This window comes from Fibrobacter sp. UWR2 (genome assembly GCF_002210285.1).
Taxonomy (GTDB): Bacteria; Fibrobacterota; Fibrobacteria; order Fibrobacterales; family Fibrobacteraceae; genus Fibrobacter.
Genome location: NZ_MWQE01000002.1, coordinates 1 through 25,579, shown reverse-complemented (window position 1 = coordinate 25,579; position 25,579 = coordinate 1). Strand labels below are relative to the sequence as shown.

General features: G+C 54.4%; 21 protein-coding genes. 4 read left to right on the top strand and 17 right to left on the bottom strand.

Annotated features, from left to right (window positions below; genetic code table 11):
- Window positions 1-12 precede the first annotated feature (12 nt).
- Genes B7994_RS04220 through B7994_RS04210 form a run of 3 tightly spaced genes read right to left on the bottom strand, consistent with a single transcriptional unit; the run spans window position 13 to window position 3,128 of the window.
- On the bottom strand, window positions 13-615 hold the full coding sequence (locus B7994_RS04220; protein ID WP_088637250.1) for a hypothetical protein: 603 nt from the start codon (window positions 613-615) through the stop codon (window positions 13-15).
- A gap of 29 nt (window positions 616-644) precedes the next feature.
- Entirely contained in the window at window positions 645-1,793 is a 1,149-nt protein-coding gene (gene rsgA, locus B7994_RS04215) for a ribosome small subunit-dependent GTPase A (protein WP_088637249.1), read from the bottom strand.
- 9 nt (window positions 1,794-1,802) lie between these two features.
- On the bottom strand, window positions 1,803-3,128 hold the full coding sequence (locus B7994_RS04210; protein ID WP_088637248.1) for a peptidoglycan DD-metalloendopeptidase family protein: 1,326 nt from the start codon (window positions 3,126-3,128) through the stop codon (window positions 1,803-1,805).
- A gap of 181 nt (window positions 3,129-3,309) precedes the next feature.
- Here B7994_RS04210 and B7994_RS04205 point away from each other — a divergent pair, with 181 nt between their 5' ends.
- On the top strand, window positions 3,310-4,248 hold the full coding sequence (locus B7994_RS04205; RefSeq protein WP_144063746.1) for a M23 family metallopeptidase: 939 nt from the start codon (window positions 3,310-3,312) through the stop codon (window positions 4,246-4,248).
- A gap of 108 nt (window positions 4,249-4,356) precedes the next feature.
- Here the strand turns inward: B7994_RS04205 and B7994_RS04200 are convergent, their stop codons facing one another.
- The 3 genes from B7994_RS04200 to purB all read right to left on the bottom strand — a co-directional run bounded on the left by B7994_RS04200 (window position 4,357) and on the right by purB (window position 7,757).
- Complete coding sequence (locus B7994_RS04200) at window positions 4,357-5,478, bottom strand: radical SAM protein (protein WP_088637246.1); 1,122 nt, start codon at window positions 5,476-5,478, stop codon at window positions 4,357-4,359.
- Window positions 5,478-6,125 carry a hypothetical protein gene (locus tag B7994_RS04195; protein ID WP_088637245.1) on the bottom strand — a complete coding sequence of 216 codons (648 nt, stop codon included), beginning with the start codon at window positions 6,123-6,125 and terminating at the stop codon, window positions 5,478-5,480. The genes B7994_RS04200 and B7994_RS04195 overlap by 1 nt, the downstream gene beginning before the upstream one ends.
- A gap of 189 nt (window positions 6,126-6,314) precedes the next feature.
- Window positions 6,315-7,757, bottom strand: a complete 1,443-nt coding sequence (gene purB, locus B7994_RS04190; protein WP_088637244.1) for an adenylosuccinate lyase — start codon at window positions 7,755-7,757, stop codon at window positions 6,315-6,317.
- A 103-nt stretch (window positions 7,758-7,860) separates the two neighbouring features.
- Between purB and B7994_RS04185 the strand changes: the two genes are divergently transcribed.
- Window positions 7,861-8,526: a DUF4919 domain-containing protein gene (locus B7994_RS04185; protein WP_088637243.1), complete on the top strand. Its 666-nt coding sequence runs from the start codon at window positions 7,861-7,863 to the stop codon at window positions 8,524-8,526.
- Between the two features lie 57 nt (window positions 8,527-8,583).
- Here the strand turns inward: B7994_RS04185 and B7994_RS04180 are convergent, their stop codons facing one another.
- The 8 genes from B7994_RS04180 to B7994_RS04145 all read right to left on the bottom strand — a co-directional run bounded on the left by B7994_RS04180 (window position 8,584) and on the right by B7994_RS04145 (window position 17,109).
- The gene (locus B7994_RS04180; protein ID WP_088637242.1) at window positions 8,584-9,378 is read right to left on the bottom strand and encodes an amino acid ABC transporter ATP-binding protein; all 795 of its coding nucleotides are present in this window, start codon (window positions 9,376-9,378) and stop codon (window positions 8,584-8,586) included.
- A gap of 8 nt (window positions 9,379-9,386) precedes the next feature.
- The gene (locus tag B7994_RS04175) at window positions 9,387-10,046 is read right to left on the bottom strand and encodes an amino acid ABC transporter permease (protein ID WP_088637241.1); all 660 of its coding nucleotides are present in this window, start codon (window positions 10,044-10,046) and stop codon (window positions 9,387-9,389) included.
- A gap of 18 nt (window positions 10,047-10,064) precedes the next feature.
- Window positions 10,065-10,856: an amino acid ABC transporter substrate-binding protein gene (locus tag B7994_RS04170; RefSeq protein ID WP_088637240.1), complete on the bottom strand. Its 792-nt coding sequence runs from the start codon at window positions 10,854-10,856 to the stop codon at window positions 10,065-10,067.
- 135 nt (window positions 10,857-10,991) lie between these two features.
- Window positions 10,992-11,768, bottom strand: coding sequence for a succinate dehydrogenase/fumarate reductase iron-sulfur subunit (locus B7994_RS04165; protein ID WP_014547104.1), 777 nt, complete (start codon window positions 11,766-11,768; stop codon window positions 10,992-10,994).
- Window positions 11,768-13,681: a fumarate reductase/succinate dehydrogenase flavoprotein subunit gene (locus tag B7994_RS04160; RefSeq protein WP_088637239.1), complete on the bottom strand. Its 1,914-nt coding sequence runs from the start codon at window positions 13,679-13,681 to the stop codon at window positions 11,768-11,770. The genes B7994_RS04165 and B7994_RS04160 overlap by 1 nt, the downstream gene beginning before the upstream one ends.
- An 11-nt stretch (window positions 13,682-13,692) precedes the next feature.
- A complete protein-coding gene (locus tag B7994_RS04155; RefSeq protein WP_088637238.1) occupies window positions 13,693-14,544 on the bottom strand; it encodes a succinate dehydrogenase cytochrome b subunit in 852 nt (283 codons plus the stop codon).
- A gap of 36 nt (window positions 14,545-14,580) precedes the next feature.
- Window positions 14,581-15,033: a nucleoside-diphosphate kinase gene (ndk, locus tag B7994_RS04150; protein ID WP_088637237.1), complete on the bottom strand. Its 453-nt coding sequence runs from the start codon at window positions 15,031-15,033 to the stop codon at window positions 14,581-14,583.
- A gap of 42 nt (window positions 15,034-15,075) precedes the next feature.
- Window positions 15,076-17,109, bottom strand: coding sequence for a peptidyl-prolyl cis-trans isomerase (locus tag B7994_RS04145; protein ID WP_088637236.1), 2,034 nt, complete (start codon window positions 17,107-17,109; stop codon window positions 15,076-15,078).
- A gap of 241 nt (window positions 17,110-17,350) precedes the next feature.
- Here B7994_RS04145 and B7994_RS04140 point away from each other — a divergent pair, with 241 nt between their 5' ends.
- Both B7994_RS04140 and B7994_RS04135 read left to right on the top strand, forming a co-directional pair.
- On the top strand, window positions 17,351-21,271 hold the full coding sequence (locus B7994_RS04140; RefSeq protein WP_144063745.1) for a hypothetical protein: 3,921 nt from the start codon (window positions 17,351-17,353) through the stop codon (window positions 21,269-21,271).
- Window positions 21,268-23,169: a BamA/TamA family outer membrane protein gene (locus B7994_RS04135; protein ID WP_088637234.1), complete on the top strand. Its 1,902-nt coding sequence runs from the start codon at window positions 21,268-21,270 to the stop codon at window positions 23,167-23,169. The genes B7994_RS04140 and B7994_RS04135 overlap by 4 nt, the downstream gene beginning before the upstream one ends.
- Here B7994_RS04135 and B7994_RS04130 read toward each other — a convergent pair.
- The 3 genes from B7994_RS04130 to B7994_RS04120 all read right to left on the bottom strand — a co-directional run bounded on the left by B7994_RS04130 (window position 23,166) and on the right by B7994_RS04120 (window position 25,570).
- Window positions 23,166-24,026, bottom strand: a complete 861-nt coding sequence (locus B7994_RS04130) for an ABC transporter ATP-binding protein (RefSeq protein WP_233143015.1) — start codon at window positions 24,024-24,026, stop codon at window positions 23,166-23,168. The genes B7994_RS04135 and B7994_RS04130 overlap by 4 nt on opposite strands.
- 18 nt (window positions 24,027-24,044) lie before the next feature.
- Entirely contained in the window at window positions 24,045-24,743 is a 699-nt protein-coding gene (locus B7994_RS04125) for a hypothetical protein (RefSeq protein WP_088637233.1), read from the bottom strand.
- Between the two features lie 119 nt (window positions 24,744-24,862).
- The gene (locus B7994_RS04120) at window positions 24,863-25,570 is read right to left on the bottom strand and encodes a fibrobacter succinogenes major paralogous domain-containing protein (protein ID WP_088637535.1); all 708 of its coding nucleotides are present in this window, start codon (window positions 25,568-25,570) and stop codon (window positions 24,863-24,865) included.
- Window positions 25,571-25,579: the final 9 nt, after the last annotated feature.

The window sequence follows — 25,579 nt, the reverse complement described above, 5'->3', positions numbered from 1 at the left end:
CGTTTCCATTCCCTAGTACACATACGCGACAAAGCCGAGGTTCATCTGCAGGCGACTCCCCGAGATGTTCTTATCCAGGAACGGATCATAATGGTCGAGGACATTCCTGTAACCAATTTCTGCAAAAAGCATCGTCTTGGAGAGGATATTGATTACACTTCCGATTCCAACGCCCCATTCGTTCCAGGAGACATCGCCCACATCAGAAAGTTCCTTTACTCTCGAGAAATTGCCGACCAAGTAGACATCACCAAGCAAGTGGACGCCCAGTTCGACATCCAGGTTGACATGCTCGATTTCGGTCTTTTCGCCATCGTCGCTTTCACCGGTAAAATCATAGAAACCGTAACCAGCACGGAAAAAAGCCACATGCGGGAACCAGATGCCAGCCATAGGCTCTATCTGTTGCAGGCCAAGGCCACGTTCCGTGCCGACACCCGTACCCGAGCCAAACCCGAGGGCGCCGCCCACAAACAGTGGCGTATGAATCCCGGTCGTCTCGGAACCAGACGTACTTGCGGTTGAAGCCTTTTCGGATGAACCCGTAGCTTGTGCAAACGCCGAACCGCAGCACAGGGCAAGAACACACAATGCATAGAAAAGAACGTTTCTCATATCACATTTCCGTATTCTAGACAATATAATCAATCTCTGGATTTCAATATTCGCAAATAGCTCTGGTAACGTGCTTTGGAGAGTTTTCCCTCGTCCAACGCCTTCAAGACCGCACATCCGGTTTCCTTGACATGCAAACAATTGCTGAATTTACACGTAAAAAGGTCACTATCGAAGAATCCAGGGAAAATTTTCGCAAGAGTCTCCGGTTCCATGTCCATGAGGCCGATACTCCTTATGCCCGGAGTATCGATAACGTAGCCGCCACCCGGCAGGTCAAAAAGACTCGAAGAAATGGTGGTATGGCGCCCCTTGCCATCGCGTTCACGCACCTCTCCGGTCGCAAGGGATGCCGAAGGCACAAGGGCATTCACAAGCGTAGACTTGCCGACCCCGCTCATGCCGCTAAAAACCGAGGACTTGCCCTGCAGTTCTGCACGCAGTTCACCGAGCCCAGTCCCCGACTTAACGCTCACGGGAATCACCTTGTCGGCAATGCTCATAAAATCGCGGATATCATCGGAGAGGTCCGCTTCGCCATTCGGGAGCAAGTCCATCTTGGTAAGCACCAGGATGAACGGCAGGCTGTTCAGGTTCGCCGCCAGCAAGAATCGGTCCATGAACCCGTAATTGAATTCTGGCTGCGTCACGCTCGCGACAATCACCACCTGGTCAATGTTCGCAGCAAGAGTCTGCTGCTTGTAGAAACTATCGCGGGGACCAGGCCGCTTGAGTTCACTTTTGCGGGGCAAGACACGCACCACGCAATACTTCTGGGACCCCACGCCCGCGCCGTCATCATCGCCATCGTTCACGAGACCGAGGAGCACGTTGTCGCCCACCGCCGGGAACTCGCCCAACTGCTTGGAGGTTGTCGCACGGTACATCGCCGTGACAGCTTCAGGCACACCGCCCTCCGCGGGAGCAGCAAGCCTTACCTCGCAAGTGCGACGGTGGACTTCAATTACAAGTCCCTCCACGCAATTTTCTTCACCGATATTCGCGACCGGGTTCTTCAGCTGCTTGATTTTAGCCTTCTTGAACTCGCGACTGAAGCGCTCCTTGGTCGGGCGTTCATCCACGACACCCGAATGCCATTCGCGTAAGGCGTCGATGCGGCGCGACCTGTGGGCGCGTCTCGATGTCCTTATCTCGCTCAGTTCATCGTCATCAAGCATAATTCAAAATCACTGCAACACGCGGGTATGTACCATCACGTCGGTAGTATCGTTCGCTTTCACTGCCGGCGAAGCGAATGTAATTTCTGTCTGCTTGCGGATTTCCGCAACCTGCGTCTTGAGGCGAGCAAGGCGCTCCCCCGAAAGTTTCGGAGTCGCAATCATCGTCTTCGAGAGCGGGTTTATCCAGGCACCCTGTGCATTCTTGAACCCGTAATGGAGGTGCGGACCCGTACTGCGGCCCGTAGAGCCGACACGCCCGATGGCCTGGCCCGGGGCAACTTTTGCCCCGACCCCCACACCGCGCGCAGACAGGTGCATGTACCAGCTGCTCGTACCATCCCTATGACGGATGGCAATCTTGTTGCCGCTAAACTCGTCGTAACCCGAGACAATCACCTCGCCTTCTGCGACAGCATGCACGACAGTACCCGTAGGTGCCCCGTAGTCCACGCCGTAATGGACCTTGACCTGCCCCGTAATCGGATGCACGCGAGAGCCATAGGAGCTCGTTATGCGCAAGTGTTCCAGCGGGTAGCGCAGGCCGTCAAAGACAAGAGCGTCGCCTGTTTCCGTGTAATGCGCATTATAGGAACTCTTCGGATCAGGATCTTCGTACCTGAAGGCTTCGTGATGGCCGACAATGCGCCCATCGAATTCAGCATAGACAACCTTGCCCGAGACCCATGTATCCTTGTAGTAGGAATCCTCGAGCAGAATGCGGAACCGGTCGCCCGCACGGGCCAGCGGGAACGCCACCTTGCACTGCAAAACGCCACTCACCACGCCCACCATGCGGCGCGGGATACCGACCTTCAGCAAGATTCCGTTCAGGGTAGAGCCCTCTTCGAGTGCGCCCTCGTAAGCCGACTGCTTTTTCACGACCGGCTTTTCCACCAACTTGTAGACAAAACCGCTGTCCGTCCTCACGACCACATGCGACGTGATAACGTTCGGAGCATAGCGGAAGCGCTGCACATGCTTGTCCCCGTCAACCGCGATATAGAACTTTTCGCCGACGCGGAGCTTGAACTCCACACTGTCCTGCATGGCGAGGTACACCTTGCCCAAATCGGCATCGCCACCTTCTACCATGGCCTTCAAGCGCGAGAATACATGGAACGGGCCCTCGCCAGCGCGCACTGTATCGTATATAATCGTCAGCGGCTTGACATCGCTCATGGTACGGACGGCGACACCAAGAGAATCGGAGCGGGTTTCAAGAATCGAGACCTCCCTCTGGAGTTCCATAATCTTTTCGTCTTCGTTGCAGCCGGCCAGAAACGCCGTAAACGACACTGCAATGGCAAAAAATGCAATTTTTCGAAAAATCATCGCGACAGGTACCATAAATTGTTTTTTGGAAATCTAGAAAAAAAACGTATCGCACATCACTTCGGCAAAAAGTGCAAACCCCGATTTTAAGCGAAAAACGCAGATTTAGACATTCTGTAAACCTTTTAAAGAACATCTAATCTTGCAGGGGTAATTGAAAATTTCTATCTTACACGCCGACATGAAATTCGTGAACGCATTCATACTGAGTATAGCCATGCTGCCCGCTATTTCTGCAGCAAACGATGTGCTGGCTATGGCATCGACCGATGAAACCGAAGCAATCAAGGAAGGCGCCATCGCCGATTCCACACTGAATGCGGCATCTGTCGAAACCACCTCTGAAGAAAATGTCGCTACTGCCGACGAAGAAAATTTCGCCAACGCAGAAAACGCCGAAGATGCGAATGCGGACGAAAATGTCGCCAGCGCAGAGTCCGAAGACTCCGAAGAACTTGACACCCTGCAAGAATCCACCCTCGACGAAAGCGCCACGGCTTTCCTAGATTTCAGCGGAGCCCACTTCCCCACCATTCACGGGACTCGTCTGAATTCACCCTACGGTATTCGCAAGCACCGCCTGCACAGGGGTGTCGACATGCATATTTCCATCGGAGATTCCATTGTCGCCGCATATCCCGGTAAAGTGATTGTTTCCAAGTACAACCGTCGTGGATACGGCCACTACGTGATGATTGAACACGAAAACGGAACCCGCACCCTTTACGGCCACCTCAAGAAGCGCCTAGTGAACGTGGGCGACGTCGTTGAAGGCGGTCAACTCGTCGGTTGGGGCGGCAATACCGGACGTTCCAGCGGCCCGCACCTGCATTTCGAAATCCGTTACGGCGAAGTGAACATCGACCCGGCAACCGTCTTCAACATCGAAGAAGGAACCCTCTTGGAGAACGCAAACCACTTCTCCATCGCAAGCGCCGTCGACAGCCACAACGAAATCCAGAAAGAACTTTCGAAGCACCGTTACCACAGGATTCGCTCGGGCGATACCCTCGGGAAGATTGCCCGCCTTTACGGTACAACTATCGAAAAGCTCTGCCGCCTGAACGGCATCAAGCGCACGTCAATACTCCGTATCGGACAGACACTCCGCTGCTCGTAGAAAAAAAACATCCTCCGACGTAGATGTCATCCCCGCGAAGGCGGGCGGACAGCACTTAGCACTTTAGTGCTTAGTGCGCGTGGCCACCAAGGTGGGGATCTTTTTTATTTAATCACATATCGCAGAATCACATATGGCGGCGAGCATGCGTTCATGCGTGCACACCTCGGGCAAAACCCCGTGAACACTGCCCGTGGAATAGAACGACGTGCAGGCGCATTCGTGCGCGTGGCAACGGAAACGGATGGCGCAGCCCTTGCAATCTTCCTTGTCGCGATTGAAAAAATCCTGGATATCGCGGGCGACCGGACCGTTCCAGATCTGCTCCGAGTCGTCAAATACGCGCCCTAGGATGTAAGGAGCATCCGGCTTGCTCGTAATGAACCGCGTGCAGGGGAAAAGGTTCCCGTTCGCGGCGCAGGCGACGATGCCTTCGGCCACCTGGCAGCTCGACGTACGGTGGCGCTGCCCCGTAAGCCTGAACTTCAGCTTGTCCTGGATGGTCCCCAGGTAGAAGGGAATATTCTTTCGCTTGATTTCGAGCCAGAATTCGGCCAGTTTCTCGTATTCCGCGGCCAGGACATCGAATTCCTCCCCCGTCCACTTGCCGTCGAAATCCACTGCAGCAGTCATGTTCCTGAACCCTTGCGCCTGAATCCAGCGGACAGCCTCCGAAAGCGAATGCATGTTCTCGCGGGTCACCACCGAAAGCACGACGGTATCGAGTTTGGTGAGCACTGGAATATGCGGTTCAATCAGTTTGAAGGAACCCTCCCCACCCACCTGCTTGCGGCAGATATTGTGGTGCGCCTCCGGGCCGTCAAGCGAAAGGTATATGCGGAACTTTTCGCGTTTCAGGTAATCGATGATTTCCGCATTCAGGAGCGTCGCGTTAGTATTTACGGCAAAGCGCAGGCGGAACTTTGACGATGTCGTATTCGTAGTCGGCGGTCCGAGCAACACGTCTTCGCCAAAACGTTCATGAGCCAGTTTTTTCGCAAAATCCACTCCCCTGTGGATAGCGTCCATACAAAGTAAAGGTTCGCCACCGAAGAACGTGATATTCAGGAATCTCTGTCCGAGTTTCAGGGTGCGTTCAAAAGCAAGCCTAATCGCCGCCTCCATGATGTCATTCGACATCACCTGGCTGCGGGCCTCATGGCTCACCTTGTAGTAGCAGTAGGTGCAGCGCAGGTTGCACCGTTCAGTTAGCGAAAGGACTAGATTCATCAGTCTTTAGGGTCGTCCAGTTCAATCGGCTCGCCTGGCAATGGTTCAGTTTCCGCAGAAGACGAAGATGGCGGAACCTCTTCCCAAGAAGAAAGCGGCAGGCCAGACGTCGCAGAACTGGATTCTATCCGCTGATACGACGAACTCGATGGTTCCGCTATCGATGAACTGGACTCCAGATGCCCGGTATCGATGTTGCAGCCCGATTCCGGGCCGACAATCTCCGGCGGAATAACCTCACCCGAAGTCACTTCCAGCGTGTCTATTTCATAACTGCTGGACGACGGCGGCAAGATCCCCGCCGACAGCGGAGGATCCTCGGAACTGCTGGAGTTTGGCCGAGGAGCAATGCTGCTGGACGAAATCCCACCAACAGGGTCAATACTCGACGAAAATTTTGTCTGGGAGGAACTTGATTCCGGCCTGATATCGCCATCGCAAGGCATTTCCCCGCAAGTCATCTGTTCGGACGACGATGAATCGGCGTCTTCGATATCCCCCCCGGATGCTACCACTTCGTTACACGCCGTCAACGCAGCACCCGAAAGCGAGAGCGCCGCCGTAATCCCGAGCATGGAAGCAAGATTTTTCTGTGTCTTTAAAGACCAGTCGCGGTCCTTTAAAACTTTTCCCTTTTTAATTTCCATTTTCTTCTCCTTTCTGCAATAATATAAATTAAAAAAAATCCCTAAACGCAAGCAAGGGGTTGTTTTACAAAAAAATGTGCGAAAAATGCCGCATAATACGCCAAAAGCAATATACTATACAGTGCGTTTCATATAAAACAAAAGACCCCCGCTCAAGGCGGGGGTGACATACGGGATTGAGGTTTATAATTAAACCTTCAACTCTCCAGCATCGATGTTGCTCCAATCCGGAACAGCCTCGATAGCGGGACGAACCTCTTCGGTAACAAACTTCACGACTTGTCCCGGAGCGCGACCCACGAACTTGCGGAGGTCGAGGATTTCCTTGAGCTTTGCTTCGGTGATGCCGAGCTTCTGGAACTTTTCGTTCTTCAGCACGCGTTCGAGCAAGTCGTTGTCCTTACCCTGTTCCTTCACGACCTTGCCCGCTTCCATGGACATCACGCGGATTTCTTCGTGGAGTTCCTGACGGTCGCCGCCATTCTTCACGCCTTCCATGATGATGTTTTCGGTGGCCATGAACGGGAGTTCGGCCATGATACGCTTTTCGATAACCTTCGGATAAACGACGAGGCCGTTGGTGACGTTCTCGGCGATGATGAGCATGGCATCCATGGCGAGGAATGCTTCAGGAATTGCCAAGCGCTTGTTCGCACTGTCGTCGAGCGTACGTTCGAACCACTGCGTTGCCTGCGTGAAGGCGGTGCTGTTGACCTGAGCCATCACGAAACGAGCCAGGGAGCAAATACGTTCGCTGCGCATCGGGTTACGCTTGTAAGCCATGGCGCTGGAACCAATCTGGGTCTTTTCGAACGGTTCTTCCACTTCCTTGACGCCCTGCATGAGGCGCATGTCGGTAGCGAACTTGTGCAGAGACTGAGCGATGGAGCTGAGCACCTGGTTCACGCGGTTGTCCCACTTACGGGTGTAGGTCTGACCGGTGATGGTAAGCACGCGCTTGAAGCCAGCCTTGGCGGTCACGCGGCGGTCGAGTTCCATAATCTTTTCTTCGTCGCCGTTGAACAAGTCCATGAAGCTAGCCTGCGTACCGGTCGTGCCCTTCACGCCGCGGAACGGAAGCACTTCAATGAGGAAGTTCAATTCTTCAAGGTCGATAAGCATGTCCTGGAGCCAGAGGCAAGCACGCTTGCCCACGGTGGTGAGCTGGGCGGCCTGGAAGTGCGTGGCACCGAGCTGGGCCATGTCCTTGTATTCCATCGCAAACTTGGAAAGCTTGTCCATCACGCGGCAAAGGCGCTTGCGGACGAGAATCATCGCCTGCTGCATCTGGATAAGGTCGGTGTTGTCACCCACGAATGCAGATGTTGCACCGAGGTGGATGATGCCCTTGGCCTTCGGGCACTGCACGCCGTAAGCGTAGACGTGGCTCATCACGTCGTGACGGCGGCGCTTTTCTTCTTCTTCGGCGACTTCGAAGTTGATGTCCTTCTCGTGGGCCTTCAGTTCGTCCACCTGCTCCTGCGTAATCGGGAGGCCGAGTTCCATTTCGGATTCGGCGAGGTAAATCCACAGCTTGCGCCAAGTCTGGAACTTGTACTGCGGGCTGAAGATGAAACTCATTTCCTTGCTGGCGTAACGCTTGATAAGCGGGCTTTCGAACTGATCGCGCATGATTTATCCTTTTTTGAATTTTTACGAGTTCAAATATAGAAATTATGTATATTCCCCTATAGGGAAATATTGAGAACCATCACCAAAACAGCGGAGTGGCCCCATGTCTAAAATCAAGGTTATTCTTATCTCTTTGTCAGTGTGGATGTTGGCTGCCTGTGCCGGCAGTCGCGGCCCCGCGACGCTCCCCAGCGGAGAGCCAGCGTATGACGACGCCGCAATCGAGGCCTCCTACTATATGCAGCAACTAAAGGTCATTAAAAAGGATTCATTAAAAGCCGTAGAAACCACAGACTGGCTTAAATTCCGCAAGGAGTTCCTAAAATGCAAGCTTTCCCAACCAAAACGCTTTGGCATTACGGGGCAAGAAGCCGTCATGAACCTTGCTAGAAAAAACGGCGACAGCAAGCAGGAATTGAAAGTCGCCCAGGAACTACTGGATGTTGATTTTACCAACATCTCGGCACATTACGCCATCGTTTCCAATCCTTCAACCGACACTACTGTCAAGGAATTCCATAAACAAATCATCATGGCGATACTCAATTCCATTCGAAATTCAGGAAAAGGAACCTCCCCCCAAAACGCCATGTATGTCATAAACATCGGCGAGGAATACGACTTCATTCTTCTAGGCGGGTTGAAGCCAACGGGCCAAGCCCTAGTCGAAGAGAACGGTCGCCAGTACGACCTTATGAAGGCCGTAGACGAAGAAGGAAGAAATTATCAATTCTATTTTGACGTGACCGACTTCTTTGGCCACTACTAGAGTTCTTCGGGTTCTACCGCCTGGGCGGTAAAGACTCGGCAGTTTTTCGCCATCCCCTTATGCCTCGGCAAACCGACTCAGGAACTGCGCCAGGCGCTCGTTGCCCGATTCGCGGAACACGTGGTCGGGAGTTCCTTGCTCCACGATGACGCCGCCGTCCATGAAGATGACCTTGTCGGCCACATCGCGGGCAAAGGCCATCTCGTGAGTCACAATGACCATGGTCATCTTGTCTTCGGCAAGTTTCTTGATAATCTTGAGCACCTCGCCGGTGAGTTCCGGGTCCAGCGCACTCGTCGGCTCGTCAAAGAAAAGAATCTTCGGGTTCATCGCGAGCGCGCGGGCAATAGACACGCGCTGCTGCTGGCCGCCGCTGAGTTCACAGGGGTAAGAGTTTTCCTTACCTTCAAGGCCCATGCGCTTGAGCAGGAACCGCCCCATAGCTCGTGCGTCCTTGCGCTCGTCCCCCAACACGCGCACCGGAGCGAGGCAGATATTCTGCAGCACCGTCAGGTGCGGGAAAAGGTTGAAGTTCTGGAACACAAGCCCCGTAGAAAGGCGGATTTCACGGAGCGTTTTCGCCGGTGCATACTTAACTGCCGGGCCCTTCGCCGAATCACTCGGCACCACCATATCCTTGCCGTCGACCTGCACCAGGCCGCCGTCAACCGTTTCAAGCTGGGTAAGGCAACGCAACAGCGTACTCTTGCCGGAGCCGCTGGGCCCGATAATCGAAAGCACCTCGCCCGCCTTCAGGTCAAACGAGATATCCTTGAGTACATGCAAGTCGCCAAAGGACTTCTTGACGTGTTCTACCTTGAGGATCGGCGCAGATTCATTCACATTTTCCATTCCACGCCTCACTTATAGTAATTGAGCCTGCGTTCCACGTAGGCAAAAAGCACGCTCAGCAAAAGGTTCGCCACATAGTAGAATACGCCCGCCACGAACAGCGGGTAAATGCTTGCGTAGGCGGCCTGCTGTTTCTTGGCCAGCGCAAAAAGTTCCGTCACCGCAATCACCTGCGCAAGCGAGGTGTCCTTCACCAGCGTAATGACTTCGTTCGCGCTCGCGGGTACCACGCGCTTGACCACCTGCGGGAGGATGATGCGGAAGAACGTCTGCGTGCGGGTCATGCCCAGCATGTAGGCGGCCTCGTACTGCCCCTTGGGTATGGACTGGATTCCCCCGCGGAAAATTTCGGCAAAGTACGCCGCATAGTTTATCGAGAACGCCACGATTACCGCCGGGAAGCGGTCAAACGAAAAATCCACGCCCGCATATTCGCTCAGGTAGTAGGAGCCGAAATAAATCGCCACAATCTGGAGCAGCAATGGGGTACCGCGCATCACCGAGATGTAGAACGACACCGGGTAACGCACCACGCGCCACTTGCTCATCTTGAGGACCGCAATAAGCAAGCCCAGCGGAATCGAGAACAGGAGCGTGAGCCCGAAAATGGCGAGCGTCGTGCAGAAGCCGCCCCAGAGAATTGGGAGTAAATTGCTCAGGTCAGACATGGAACCGCGCGCCGGCCGTTACTTGCCGAACCACTTGGCAGAGATTTCGTCGAACTTGCCGTCGGCCTTCATGGCAGCCAGGGTAGAATTCACGGCATCACGCAGGGCCTGGTCTTTTTTGCGGAAACCCACGGCATAGACTTCGTCGGAGAGGCCTTCTTCGAGCACAGTGTAGTCCTTCGCGTTCGTCACAATCCAATACTTGGCCACGATTTCGTCCAGGAACACGGCGTCCACACCGCCCTTGTCCAAATCCATGAGCGCCGTCTGGTTGTCGTCAAACGGGACGATTTCCTTGGCGGCCTTGCCCGCTTCGGAGGCATCCAAAAGCTTCTGGGCGGTAGAGCCGTTCTGCACGGCAATCTTCTTACCGGCGAGTGCCGCGAGACTTGCAAGAGCCTTGTCCTTCACCGTGAAAATCATGCGGTTCTTGAGATACGGGTCGCTCAGGTTCATGGCCTTCGCGCGTGCGCTGTCCACGCTCATGCCGTTCCAGATGCAATCAATCTTACCGGTGTTCAGTTCCTGTTCCTTCGCATCCCACGAAATCGGCTGCGTCTTGAGCTTTACGCCCAAACGCGCGCAAACTTCCGTGGCGAGGTCGATATCAAAGCCCACGATGTTGTTGTCCTTGTCGCGGAAACCCATCGGCGGGAAGGAATCGTCGAGGCCGAGCACGAACTCGCCCGCCGCCTTCACCTTGTTCAGGGATTCATCGGCCTGAGCCTTGGATTCTGCCTTCTGGTCATTACAGGCAGAAAGAACCGCGGCACACGCAAACGCCGCAAACATCGCAAGAATCTTTTTCATAAACGCTCCTTTTTCATTTACAAGAGAAATATAGAAAAAGGGCCGCATCGCTGCGGTCCCTTTTTTGCAATGTGTAATTTGCAATGAGTAATGTGAAATGAATTTAATCAGTCATTCCACACTCCACATCACACATTAATCCTTGCCATAAACCTTTTCGGCGTAGGTCACAGTGGCGCCGAGGTATTCGCGGTTCATCTTGGCGATGTAATCCACGGTGATACCCTTCGGGCACGCAGCCTGGCATTCGTAAAGGTTCGTGCAGTTGCCGAAGCCTTCCTTGTCCATCTGGGCGACCATGGCGAGAACGCGCTTCTTGGCCTCGACCTTGCCCTGCGGCAAGAAGCTGAGGTGAGAGACCTTCGCAGAAACGAAGAGCATCGCGGAAGCGTTCTTACAGGCAGCCACGCAGGCACCGCAACCGATACAGGCGGCAGCGTCGAAGGCGCGGTCGGCATCAGCCTTGGGAACCGGAATGGTGGAAGCTTCAGGAGCAGCACCGGTGTTGACGGAAACGAAGCCGCCAGCCTGGATGATGCGGTCGAAAGCGGTACGGTCGACGGCGCAGTCACGGATAACCGGGAATGCGGCGGCGCGCCACGGTTCGATCACGATGGTGTCGCCATCCTTGAACTTACGCATGTGAAGCTGGCAGGTGGTGGTCGCATGGTCGGGACCGTGCGGCATACCGTTGATGACCAGCGAGCACATACCGCAAATACCTTCGCGGCAGTCGTGGTCGAAAGCGAAGCCTTCCTTGCCCTGCTTCATCTGTTCTTCGTTCACGATGTCGAGCATCTCGAGGAAAGACATGTCCGGAGAAACGTCGTTGATCTTGACAGTTTCGAACTGTCCCTTGGTCTTGGCATCCTTCTGGCGCCAAATCTTCAAAGTCAAATTCAGTCCGCTCATTATTTGTAGCTCCTAGTTGCAAGGTGGACATTATCAAAGGTAAGGGGTTCCTTGGAGAGTTCCGGAGCGACACCGTCGCCCTTGTACTCCCAGGCACCGACGTAGCAGAAGTTCTCGTCGTCGCGCTTGGCTTCGCCTTCCGGAGTCTGGCTTTCTTCACGGAAGTGGCCGCCGCAAGATTCCTTGCGGTGCAGGGCGTCGAGAGTGAGGACTTCGGCAAACTCGAGGAAGTCGGCAACGCGGCCGGCACGTTCGAGGTTCTGGTTGAAGGAACCTTCGGAACCGACGACGTTCACGTCTTCCCAGAATTCCTGGCGGAGAGCCGGAATCTTTTCGAGAGCGGTCTTGAGGCCGGCCTCGTTACGAGCCATGCCCACGTATTCCCACATGATGTTACCGAGTTCGCGGTGGAACTCATTGACAGTGCGGTGACCCTTGACGGAAAGGAGCTTGTGGATGCGTTCTTCGGTCTGCTTCTTGCAGTCTTCGAAGGCGGCATCGGATTCGGAAACTTTCTCGAGCTTGGTGCCCGCGAAGTAGCCGCCGATGGTGAACGGAATGACGAAGTAACCGTCGGAGAGACCCTGCATAAGAGCAGAAGCACCGAGGCGGTTTGCACCGTGGTCGGAGAAGTTAGCTTCACCGAGGACGAAGCAACCCGGGATGGTAGACATCAAGTCGTAGTCAACCCAGAGGCCGCCCATCGTGTAGTGGATGGCCGGGAAGATGCGCATCGGGACCTTGTACGGGTCTTCGTCGGTGATCTTCTCGTACATCTGGAAGAGGTTGCCGTACTTGGCAGACACGCCGGCAACGCCCATGCGCTGGATAGCGTCGGCGAAGTCGAGGTAAACGGCCTGCTTGGTGGAACCCACGCCGAGGCCGGCATCGCAGACCTGCTTGGCGTTACGGGAAGCCACGTCTCGCGGCACGAGGTTACCGAAGCTCGGGTACTTCTCTTCGAGGTAGTAGTAACGATCTTCTTCCGGAATCTGGTCCGGGCTGCGGGTGTCGCCAGCCTTGCGCGGAACCCAGATACGGCCGTCGTTACGGAGAGATTCACTCATCAAGGTGAGCTTGGACTGCAGGTCGCCATGACGCGGAATGCAAGTCGGGTGAATCTGCGTGTAGCAGGGGTTGGCGAACAGGGCGCCGCGCTTGTAGGCACGGAAAGCAGCCGTCACGTTGGAACCCTGGGCGTTGGTAGAAAGGTAGTAGACGTTACCGTAACCACCGGTGCAAAGGCAGACTGCATCAGCCACGTGGCTTTCGAGTTCGCCAGTGATGAGGTTACGGACGATGATACCGCGGGCCTTGCCGTCGATAACGACGAGGTCCATCATTTCGCGGCGGGGGAACATCTTCACCTTGCCGGCAGCAACCTGGCGCATGAGAGCCTGGTAGGCACCGAGCAAGAGCTGCTGACCCGTCTGACCACGAGCGTAGAACGTACGGGAAACCTGCGTACCACCGAAGGAACGGTTGTCGAGGAGGCCGCCGTATTCACGACCGAACGGAACGCCCTGGGCGACACACTGGTCGATGATGAGGTTGGAGTTTTCGGCCAAGCGGTGCACGTTGGCTTCGCGAGCGCGGAAGTCACCGCCCTTCACGGTATCATAGAACAGACGGTAAACGGAGTCGCCGTCGTTCTTGTAGTTCTTGGCAGCGTTGATACCACCCTGGGCAGCAATGGAGTGTGCACGGCGGGGGCTATCCTGGATGCAGAAAGACTTGACATTGTAACCAAGTTCGGCAAGAGAAGCGGCAGCGGATGCACCGGCAAGGCCAGTACCCACCACGATCACCGTGAACTTACGCTTGTTGGCGGGGTTCACGAGCTTGAGTTCGAACTTATGCTTGGTCCACTTTTCTTCGATGGAACCACCGGGGATTTTAGAATCAAGAATCATTAGTGGTCTCCTTACTTTTCAACGTTGAAAGAAACTTGTACTTCGCCGACAGAGGGAATCACGAAGGAAGTCTTGGCGGCAGCCTTGTCCTTGAGCTGCTGTTCGTACTGCGGCTGGAGGGCGCGAGACTTTTCGATGAGGGCCTGCGTACCCGGCTGGTTGCCCAGGTAGAAGGCGGCAATCGCGGTAATGCCGAAGCCGAGGGCCACAACGACGCTGTAGACGATACCGCAGATGTCGATAATCGGAGTCCACTTCTGGTGAGCGATACCCATGGTCTGGAACGCAGAAGAAATGGCGTGGAACAGGTGCATGCCGATAACGAACATGCTGATCACGTAGAATGCAGCCCAAGCCGGGTTTGCAAACATCTGGATGGTGGTGAGCCACATGTCGCGGACGATTTCGCCCTTGTCGTTCATGTAGAGGTAGTGTTCGCCGAACTTGAGCATCATGAGGTGCTGGATGAGGAAGCCGACGATGAAGAGGCCGGACCAGATCATGGTGAAGGTCGCGAAAGTCTTCTTGCCCTTGCGAGCGCTGACTTCGTATTCGATTCCGCCGCGGGCCTTCTTGTTCTCGATCTTCAGCGTCACCGCGAGGAAGATGTGGAGGGCGAAGGCGCCCACGAGCACGAGCTCGACAAGGTAAATCAGCTTCACCGGGAAGTGAAGCGGGTTGAACCCGGTCAGGAACTCGGTATAGGCATTGTAGGATGCCTGCGCCGACGCCTGGTCGAAGTTCAGGAGCTGGAAGTTACCACACATGTGGCCCAAGATGAACAGAGCCAAAAAGGCGCCCGTGCATCCCATGATCTGCTTCTTACCGATGGAAGAGGTAAGATACTTGACGATCCATTGCATTGAGTTGTGTCTCCTTGAGAGGGTTATTTTTGAAACTTAGAGGACGCAGCAGGCCTTGAGAGACGGCATCTCGTAGGCGTAGCGTTCTTCCTTCGTGAACCAGAAGTCGAGCTCGCGAGCGGCGGATTCAGGACTGTCGGAGCTGTGCACGACGTTTTCGGTCATGGAAGGGGCAAAGTCGTAGCGGAGGGTACCGGGTTCCGCCTTAGCCGGATTGGTTGCACCGTTGATGGCGCGGACCTTGGCAATGGCATTTTCACCGCCAAGGGCGAGCATCACGGACGGGCCCTTGGTCATGTAGGCTTCGAGTTCGCCGAAGAACGGCTTTTCCACGTGTTCGGCGTAGAAACCGCGGGCGTCTTCGGAAGTCATCTGGTGCATCTTCACGGCGCAAACGGAGAGGCCAGCACTGATGTAACGGTCAATAATACGACCAACCAAGCCGGATTTTACGGCATTGGGCTTGATCATGGCGAATGTCATTTCCATAGTAGGTACCTTTTGGTTTAAGATGTGGGAAATATAGATTTTTTACTCTTCCGCCTCTATCTTCTTCATCAGGTCTTCGGCGAGTTTTCCGCCGGACTTGATGTTCTCGATGAGCCAGCTCACGTCCTTGCCCATTTCGCTATTGGGATAGGTCTTCTGGAATTCCTCCAGGACCTCAAGGGCGAGAGAATCCTTATGCATATTCTCGTTCAGGATAAACCCGCGACTGAACATGGCCTTTTCGGCATCCGGAGACTTGGGCCACATCCTGTAGTACGCGTAATACTCAGCTTCCGCAAAGGAGAACTGTTCGGCTTCGGATTCAACCTGCGCAATCTGGAACGTGGCCTGGGCATAGAGGGAATCGACATCCGGATAGACGTCGCGGACCTTGCGCCACTTTGCGAGCGAGGCCTCGTATGCACGGGCCTTGTAAAGCGAGTCCGCAGCACGGATTAGGTCTTCGGCGGCAAAGGACTCGGCAGGCTTAACAGTAATATTTTCCTTGTACAGGCGCACGTTGGCCTTCGACCATATGGAGGCTTCCCTCATTTCCTTACGGGTAGCGCGAAGCGCCCTGAAATTCATGTTGAATACAGACCTGCGGATATCCTCGATGTTCCTCTTGCCGTAGAGCACGTAATTGAAGTAGTATTCGTGCTTCAGGATATTCTCGGGGAACTTGATGTAGTCGTTCAAGTCTTCCTTCGAATCTTCGAACGGGATATCCGGGCGGACAGGGTTGCCGTTCTTCTCGAAGTACGCCTTCAGGGAATCCTCCGGAAGCATGTCCTTGGCTGGTGCCATCTCCTCGTAATGCGCGAGAATATAGTTGCCGCGGGTCTGGCGCATAAACGCACGGTACTCCCAGGAGTGGTCGAGCTTAAGCGCGCGTGCCGCTTCGGCAAACGAGGCACTTTCGGCAATGCTTGCGATAAAGCGGTCCCTGGAGCGGTTCGTCTTCGGAAGGCCCGGTTCCTCTTCAAAAATCTGGAGGATATCCTTCTCGGTAATAAACGGCTCGCCGTTCTTGGAAATCAGCACATAACCGGGATCGAGTTCCAGGTAGCCCACGTTCAGCATGCGGGCCTCGACCTCGCCCTTCACGCGGTCAAAGGGCTTGACTTCGGGCGGGAATTCCTTCACGAGGTAGAACACGTGGCGACCAGGCGTCCTTGTCGTCGCTAGGACCGGAGAGATAGTCCCTTCGGGCATGCCCGTAAACGCCTTGCCCAGCCCGTTGATAATGCCGATACCATAGGGGAACGCAAATCCATCCTTCACCTTTCCCACATAACCGCCATTCGCCGCAGTTTCCTTGTTCTCGCTATACTTGGTAGCGATTTCCTTGAACTGTTCAAGGTCCTTCACTGGCTTGGCGAACAACTTAGCAAGCGCTGCGGAATCTTCCATCTGCACATGATAGACTTCAAATGCAGGTGCAGTCTTGAATTCTTCCTTGTGCTTTTCGTAGTATGCTTCCTGGTTCGGCGGAATGATCTTCTCGATCTTGACCGGGTACTTCTCGTTGACGGACTTGATGGAGGTTTCCATCAGGTTCTGCCTGAACTGGTGAAGGTAGGTCACGGTATCGAGGCCGGATTCCTTGAATTTGTCAGCTTCACGCGAAAGGAGCAGGTGTTCGGCAACCGTACCGCGGACATCGAGGAACTCGACATCGGCAGAATCCTTCGCGAACTCGCTCTTGTGCGCATTGAAGTATTTGCGGAGTTCCGAGTCGGAGAACGTGAGGTTTTCCATCGAGTAGTAGCGCTGGTAAACGAGCGTAAGAACACGATCTTGCAAGTTCTTCGAGTAAGATTCCCAGCGCGTGGCAAGTTCCGGAAAATCCTGCAGCGCCTTGGAAACCATGGCAGCACGATAAAGGAGGTCGTTAGTAAGCATCTCGACCTGGGCGCGGTCAGAGCCAGAAAGCTTCAACGCAAGGTCCAAATCTTCGACATAGACTGTCTCGTTGTCAACACGGGCAAGCCTTTCTTCGCCCGAACCAATCCCGTTGCAGCCCACCAGGGCAAAGCAACAAAGGGAACAGAGAAAAAGAACTTTCTTATTCATCTAATCCTCATGAAATGCTTAAAAAACCGGCATAAATATAGTCAATTGCGCATTCCGAGGCGCTTCACCATGCGTAAAAAATGGCGAAACCAAACTACTACACAAAAGAGCACTTTGTAAGCAATAAATAACCCTATACCGTCATATCAAACATAACTCGTTGAGCAACAACGAATTAGAGCACTCCCAAGCATGGTCTGGCGGCTGGGGATAGACTGATATTTTTCTATTATTAGGGCCGTTGAAGAACGGAACTTCGACATTTTCATTGACCGCCGCAATCGTGACGGTCGTTGTGGGTGTTCTTGCACTGAGCGCCTGGTTTGCGTATATTGCCTTCGACACCTACCTTTCGACCCCGCATACATACGGCGATGTCGAGGTAACGCCCTACGGGCACCAGATGGACGGTCTGCTCACCCACTCCTGGGATTCCGTAACCGTCAAGCAGGGCGAAAACACCTACACCGTACGCGACTTCAAGATGGACGTGACCCTGCTCGGCAATAGCAAGGGAGCAAGTGTCGACCTCGGGGAATTCGAGGCCCAGATCAAGACCGACCCGAATGCAAAGTCCGAAAAGAAGCCCAAGACCCCGATGGAGGCAATCGAGTTCCCGGAGAAGGCGAAGTTCTACCTGCCCGTCGAGGTTTCGGCCAAGAAGATTTCCGTGGATGTAGACAAGGACTCGCCACAGCAAATGCACTGGCAAGCCGAGAATTTCAAGGTCAAGAGCGAAGGCCTACAGGGAGCTTCCGTAAAGCTCGATTCCATCCAGGGCGACTACATCAGCGAAACCACAAGCATCGACATCAAGGCTAACTTCGAAGGTGACAACGTAAAGGTCAAAGGAAACGTCAAGGCCGGCAGCGACGCTATAAAACTCGACGTAAGCACGCCCAAGAACAACCTAGCAGCAGTCAAGACTAGCGTAGACATGGAAGTCAAGGATCCCAAGAAGTGGATTCCGGTCGATATACCGCCTGCAGTACCGACCATCGGTGCCGTAAAGGTGAAGGGCGATGTAAAGTTCGACCCCAAGACGCAGAAACCGCTGTACGACCTGAACCTTGAGACCCGGATCGGCGAGTTCTGGCCCCTCATGGCCTGCAATGCGAAAATCAAAGTAAAAGGCGACGACGAGAACTACCACTTCGGCATAGACCTGTACAACGACGAAGGCGGGCACATTCGACTTGAAGGCGATGCCGACAAGGACCTCAACGGAGATATCACCGGATACGTAGAATACATGAGTTCCATCTTCGGACCGCACATGATGCCTCTCGACATGAAGATCCATACCGCGCACAAGGAAGGCGACATTATCAAGGTCGGCATCGAGACAAGACAGGGTTCCGACATCAATGCGACCATAGACCTAAAGAAGGACCTGAACATCACGTTCACAGGCGACATGTCTCCATACGAACCATGGGCGCTGGACTGGAACTTCGGGAACCTGATTCTGCGCAACCGCTTTAACATTGTCGGCTCTTTCAGGAACGGCGTAATGCATTCCAAGGTGAAAATTCCGAACGTAGACTTCGCCTACCAGATGAAGGCCGACTCGCTCGAAGTCGAACTTGACCTGAACAAGAAGGGCATCCAGTTCAGCAACGGCATCATCTACACCGAGAAGGAAACATTCGACTTCTTTGGAGACGTGATGTGGAACCACGAGGAGCCGCACACCTCATGGGACGTGACGCAAAGGAATGGTGGACATGCGTTCGCCTACATCACGTGGACGGACTCTATAACCCTTCAGGTAATGGCGGACAGCGTAGACGTGAGCACCATCCCATTCGCGAAGATTAAAATCGGCAACGAGATGAACGGCGAAGTCACGGGAACGTGGCGGCATAACTTCACAGACAACGTCGGTGCAATCGACGTGATTGCCGACGGCAACTATCAGCCCTTCGATATCCGCGCCCGCATCAAGGCAAGGCAGAACGGCGATACGGTTTTCATAGACAAGTTCCAGGCCATGCAAGACAAGAACAGGGTTGAAGCCGAAGCCGTATTCATTCTGCCCAACGACTCGAACCCCGACTTCAAGCCCACCGGATTCCTCCCCATACAGGTCGTGCATGCATGGGCGTCAGCAAAGGACTTCAGCATCCCGACCCTTCTTGAGCCGCTCAACGACACGACACTTTCCGAAGGCTTCATGAACGGTGACGTATCTTACGAAGCCGGTAAGGGACTGCTCGGCAACATCGACTTTACCAAGCTAAGCCTGAGCAAGATTCCGACTAGCGCCCTGAAGGTAGACAAGATGAACCTGTTCGCGGAAGGTGACCGCATGGAACTTAACGCCTACGTGAACATCGGAAACGGTGGATGGGCGGGTTCCTCGCAAGTCATCATCAACAACATCTTCGACAACAAGCGCCACGTGAGCGTCGTCCACAGTACGGACAACGGCGGCGATGTCACACTAGAAGGCGACGTCGATTCCGCATTCGTGTTCGATGGCAAACTGAATGTTTCGGGTTCGTGGTTCATTCCGGGCACAACAGCCGAAATCACAAGGACTGACCTGCAGGTCGACATCTCGGCAAACATCCGCGAAGGCCTGAAGGGCATCACAGCCGAAATCAAGTCAGATTCCACATTCATCCAGCCGCCCAAGATGGGGCGCAAGATTCCATTCAGCATCGTGGGCCACATCGAAAACGGGCTAGCCGAGATTACAGACCTCTCGACACAAAACAGCCAGGGCGAAATCATCAATGCTTCGGCGGCATTCAACCTCGACAGCATGAAACTGGAACGGTTCAACATCTCGTCAGAGCAGTTCAGTTTCAAGTCCGGCCAGCATTCCATTCTTGTCAGGGATGTCGCCGGGTCTCTTAGCGACTACGAAAACGAACTCGTCGTCTCGGTGAGCCTCCCCTACATCCAGTACAACTTCTTCGACGAGACATTCGGCGAAGGTGAAGTGCTCGCCCAGAGCGACCTCGATTTTACCATGCCGCGTTTAACTGGCGACCGCCTGCAGAACAACTCCATATCGGGCAAGCTGATTGTCGACAAGATGATCTACCACAAGGCACTCGAGTTCCAGATTACGCCAGCATCGCTGAACCGTATTCTCACGATGTTCAACAACTTCATCACAAGACTCCGCACCACCGAAGCGCAAGAAGCCAAGATTTCTACGGCAAGCCCGATTAACCTCATGGTGCACGTAAACGATTCCCAGCGTGATTCCATTGCCATCGTAACCCCGTTCGCCACGTTCCCGTTCACCTTCGACTTCTGGGTACTCGGCAACACGAACAGGCCCCTATTGCGTGGAGACGTCATCAATTCGAACACCGGGTTCATCGGCGTGCAGGAACTCTACGAGTTCGACCTGAATTCGTTCAGCATTTCGTGGATGGACGTTCCGTGGCAGCAAGGCGTCGTCGAAGTTTCCAGTACACAGGAACTCCCCTACTGTGACGACTCCGGCGACAAGGAAGGCGAAACCTGCCCCATCAACTTCGACATCACCGGCACGATTACAAACCCGCAGCCAACGCCGAGCAGCAACTGCGGTACGGAATCGAGCGCAGCGGCAACGTACTACAACATCATCCTCGGATGTATCGCCGACAACAACGACGAATCTACGGACTGGAACAAGATTGCAGGCAAGGCTATCGGCAAGGTGCTTTCGACCACGGCAAACAAGGCCCTGGGCAGCGAATACATCGGCGATATCGACATGAAGGTGATGCTGTTCAGCAACAACACCACAAGCGACAAGGATTCAAGTTACTTCAAGATACCTATTTCCCTAGACCGCTGGGTTAAGGACCTAAGCCTTATTTTCGGTTACACGCAGGACCAGAGCGAAAACCCGACATACGACCAGGCGCTGCAATTCGGCGTGAACTACACGCTCCCCGTATTCAAGGACAAGCAATTCTCGCACAAGAACCATATCAATCCGTCTCTCAACCTGAATGGGCTGCTGATATCCAAGCAATACTACACCAACACGGGTGCCGGCGGAAACGAAAACCGCCTCGAAAAGAACGTCGGCTTCAACTACAGTTACAGATTCTGGAACCCGTGCCTACTCGGCATTGGGCGCTGTGAGACCATTTCGCCCAACGCGTCGTTCAAGGAAACAACCGACGATAAACAGGAGACAGACAAATGAAAAAGATTCTAGCCTTCCTGTTCCTTTTTAGCGCATTCGTTCTTGCCGAAGAGGTGGAGAAGAATCCATGGTACGTCACGTTCGAAGGCAACGCGGTGTTCTCGAATTTTCAGTTGACAGAGCAGCTCGAGATTCCCGATGAATTCGGCAACCTCGACACGACAAAGCAGGACTTCATGATGGGCCTCGCCGTCGAAAACATTCGTGCCCTCTACTACTCGCAAGGGTTCTTCAGCCTCGACATGAAGCTCGAAATCAAGCGCGAAGTCGACGAAGAGAACAAGCGCAAGCGCGGCTACGCAATTTACCTGCGCGAAGGGGAACGATACCGATTCGGCGGCACGAACATCATTGTCCCTGATAGTTCCAAAATCGAGATAAGCGAAAAGCAACTCAGGACAAACAAGACCGACCGTATATTCTCGCAAGACGACATCGCCGAAGACATCCAGTTTATCCAGCAGACATACCGCAAGGCAGGCTACCTGCACACCTACGTGATGCCCGGCGAACTAATCGACACTACAAACAAAGTAATCATCGTAGAAATTATCGTCAACCCGGGTGCTATCGTCACCATGGGTAACATGATTAGCACCACGCAGAAGGCAAGCGACAAGGGGCGCAAGGAGCAGGAGGCCGGGCTTTCGGACACCGCATGGCTTTCTTCGCTCTGGAAAACGCCTAAAGGCGAAATCATCGACGGTAACAAGTACAACTCCTTCAAGAGTAAGCTCCTCTCCACACAGCTGTTCACGCAGATCAAGCTCACGGACTCCCTACGAGCCGACGGGCTTTCGGACGTACACCTCGATGTCGTTGAGCGAATCCCCGGCGAGGCACGCTACGGGCTGTTCTTCGAAGAAATGTATGGATTCGGCGCTCTCGCGTATGCAAAGCACAAGAACTTCTTCGGAACATTTAACGAATTTTCTACCACATTCCAGATTGCACAGAACAAGCAGGAAATCTCGCTCGGTTACGCAAACCCGCTCCTGTTCGGGACATCGTTCTCGTTCATCCCGACGGCCATCCGCTTCGAAGACCGCTTGAGTTTCAACCACGAAAAGATTGCTCCGCCCGCCTACCCCGACAGCATCGAAGAACGTTACGAAATCATTAACCGCGGAGACCTTACCTTCGGCATTACCGACCATATCCGATTCCGCGGAACGCTCGATACGCGATTCGTGAGCAAGAACGACAAGGACATGTACAAGGTGAAGGGAGAAATAGCCCTCACCTTCGACTACACCGACGACTACTTCAACCCCACGAAGGGTGTCCGCTTCGCGCCCACAGTCGGTGCAGGCACCAACCTTAACGCCGACCTTGAAAAGCTCACCATGATAGGCAACCCCTACACCTACGGGGAAGCGACCGTAAACCTGTACCACCCGCTGTTCTGGACATTCTACGGCGCATTGAGCGGCAGTGTAGGCAGGTTCTTCGAGAAGGCACTCGAAGATGACGCACGCGTATTCTACCAAGGCGGCACACGTTCCGTACGCGGATACCGATTCCGCAGTATTTTTGCGAGTTACGAAAGCTACACCACCAGCACCGACGACGAAGGCAACGAAGTCATCGATACAATCATCAATACGGGCCTAACGCCGATGTATCTGCGCATCAACGAGGAAATCCGCTGGACATTCCCATGGAAAAACTGGAAACACTGGCAGATTGTTCAGTTCTATGACTGGACACGCGTGATGGACAACGAGAAAGACCTGTACAAGGAGAAGACGAAAGAAGCGCTCGGCCTCGGAGTTCGATACCGCTGGCAGTTCCTCACGTTCCGTCTGGATTACGCGTTCAAGAAGAACCTTTCACACTGGAACATGGAAAACTTCGCTTGGGGCAGGTTCGCATTCGACCTTTCGCAGACGTTCTAGCCCGCAACGGTCTTTTTATAGAGAGAAGAAAGGCCTGTGCCGGCGCGGTTCACGCTGGCATCGATTCCGGCGGCGGCGAGGGCCGCGCGAATTTTTTCAGGAGTCGGAATTTCAGGCGCATTGCCGCGGACCTCTACCTTGAATGTCGCCGTTTCGCTTACAAGGTCGGCGACCCGCCCGCTCCTGAGCACATGCCCGCGGTCGATAATCGCGAAGTCGGTCGCCTCCTCTTCCATCTCGGCTAGGATATGCGAGCACACGATGGCCGTACCACCTTCCTGTTTGCGCCAGTCCGCAATGAGTTTCCACACGGCCTCGCGCGACATCGGGTCGAGATTCGCCACCGGCTCGTCCAAAATCAGCAGGCGCGGTGCAGGTGCCATCGCACGCAGCAACTGCACCTTCTGGCGGTTTCCGAGCGAAAGCTTGCCCATGCGGGTATCGAGCGGCGGGAGTTCCAGGCTCTTCGCGATGCGGGCCATGCGTTCGCGGGCCTCGGTCGTATTCCACGTCGGGATACGGGCCGCATAGAACCCCACGAAATAGTCCACGTACTCGTTTATCGAAAGTTTCGGGTATACGCCCGGATTCTCGAGCAAAATGCCGCAGGCAATCGGGTCGAGGAAAGCATTCGTGCCGCGCACATCGTCCGCCAGCACAATCGTTCCCGAGAATTTCGCGAAACGCCCGCACAACAGGCGGAGCAGCGTCGTCTTCCCCGCCCCATTCGGGCCCAGCAATGCAAAGAAACTCCCCCGCGGGATTTCAAGCAAAACATCCGAAAGCGCATCCACGCCCGATTTCGGGTAACGGAACGAGACGTTTTCGAGTTTCACCAGCGGGTTCGAATTATCCATCGCGCACACCCTGCGAGTTTACTTGCAGAATTCCTTGACCGCCTCTGACGGGTTCTTGATGAGGGCAAACGCATCCTTCGTCTGGCGCACGGCCTCCATCTGCACCTTTTCGCTTGCACGCTGCAGGTACTGGATGCAGCGCCAGTCTGTACGCACGGCGGCAAGCTGCACCGGCTCCGTACGGTCCTTGATACTCACAAATTCGAAAGCATGGTAGTCCTGCTTCACCGCGGCAATCACGATGGCGGCCGACGGGCGCACAATATCTTGCAATGCATGCCAGTCACGTTCCACGAGCGCCGCCTGGATCTTTTCGCCCATGAACGGCACGGCCTTGACCGCATCGGCACTTGCGCGTACCGCCTCGGCCCACAGGTCTTCGCCCGCGTTGTCAATCTTCTTCACGATTTTCCAGTCGCTACGCACCGCGGCCTTGAGCAGGTCGGGGTTCGTCACGAACTTCAATATATTCGGGTCGCCGTTTACCGCGGCAAGGAGCGCGGGCTCGTCGAGGGCGTTGAGCGCTACCTTCAAATCTTCGCAAAGGCCGTTCTTGATGTAGAGAATCGCCTGCACATTCTGTGCAAACGCCGCCTTCTGCGCGGCCACAGTCGGATTCTCGATAAGACTGATTGCATACCAGTTGAGAGCAATCGCCTCGAGTTGCTGTTCTTCGGTCGGGTTCTCGATCTTCTTGATTTCAGTCCAGGACTGCATAAAACCTCTTGTTTATGCGGTAAAGATAGTAAACTAGTCCTGGCGCTACTACGTAGCGCAGACACTGCGCCTCGGAAATGGTCGCTCAAGTAAACTTGGCGACCGCTTCACTCGGCTTGTTAGTCTTTAAGACAGCGAACCGAGAACCCGTAGCTATTGTAATCGTCGCTGGACATACCCGCAGCATAGTCGGCGTTGAAGTCCAAGAACGCGCTGTACGGACCGTTATTGATTTCAGTAGAACTCACAGTAGAACTCCGGAAGAACGTGTGGGCGCCCGCGTAGAGATATCCCCCACCTTTAACCCTGTAGCCAGCAGGGAGCGCCGAGAATCCGAATGCATCCGTTCCTTTGCCACCGGATGTGGACTTGAGCATTTTGCCTGCGGTCGCTTGTCCACCAACAGCAGTGATCAACGTTTCCCATTCGGCCTTGCTAGGCAAATGCCAGCCGTCGGGGCAAACATCAACCACAGCATCCCAAGTGTATAGTCGGCCATACTTTTCGCAAAACTCGGCAGAATCCTTGTAGCAGAAGCTAGAGTCCGTTTCATAGTTGAGGTTCTCCGCCATCCACCACTGGTCGCCGATTTTAACGGTCTTGTAAATCTGGCCATCGCGGTCGTCCGCCAACTCGCTATATTCGCAATTGTCTTCCTTTTCTGTCTTACAACCGACGACAGAATCCGAAGACTTCGCAGAACTGCTGGATTTGGCGCGGGAAGAGGACGAACCGTCCGAAGGACGGGTCGAGAAATCACTACCGTCGTCACCGCAAGCGACAAGCATCGCCGCACAAGCAAGAATTCCAAGCCAAAGGGAACGCATATTTCCTCC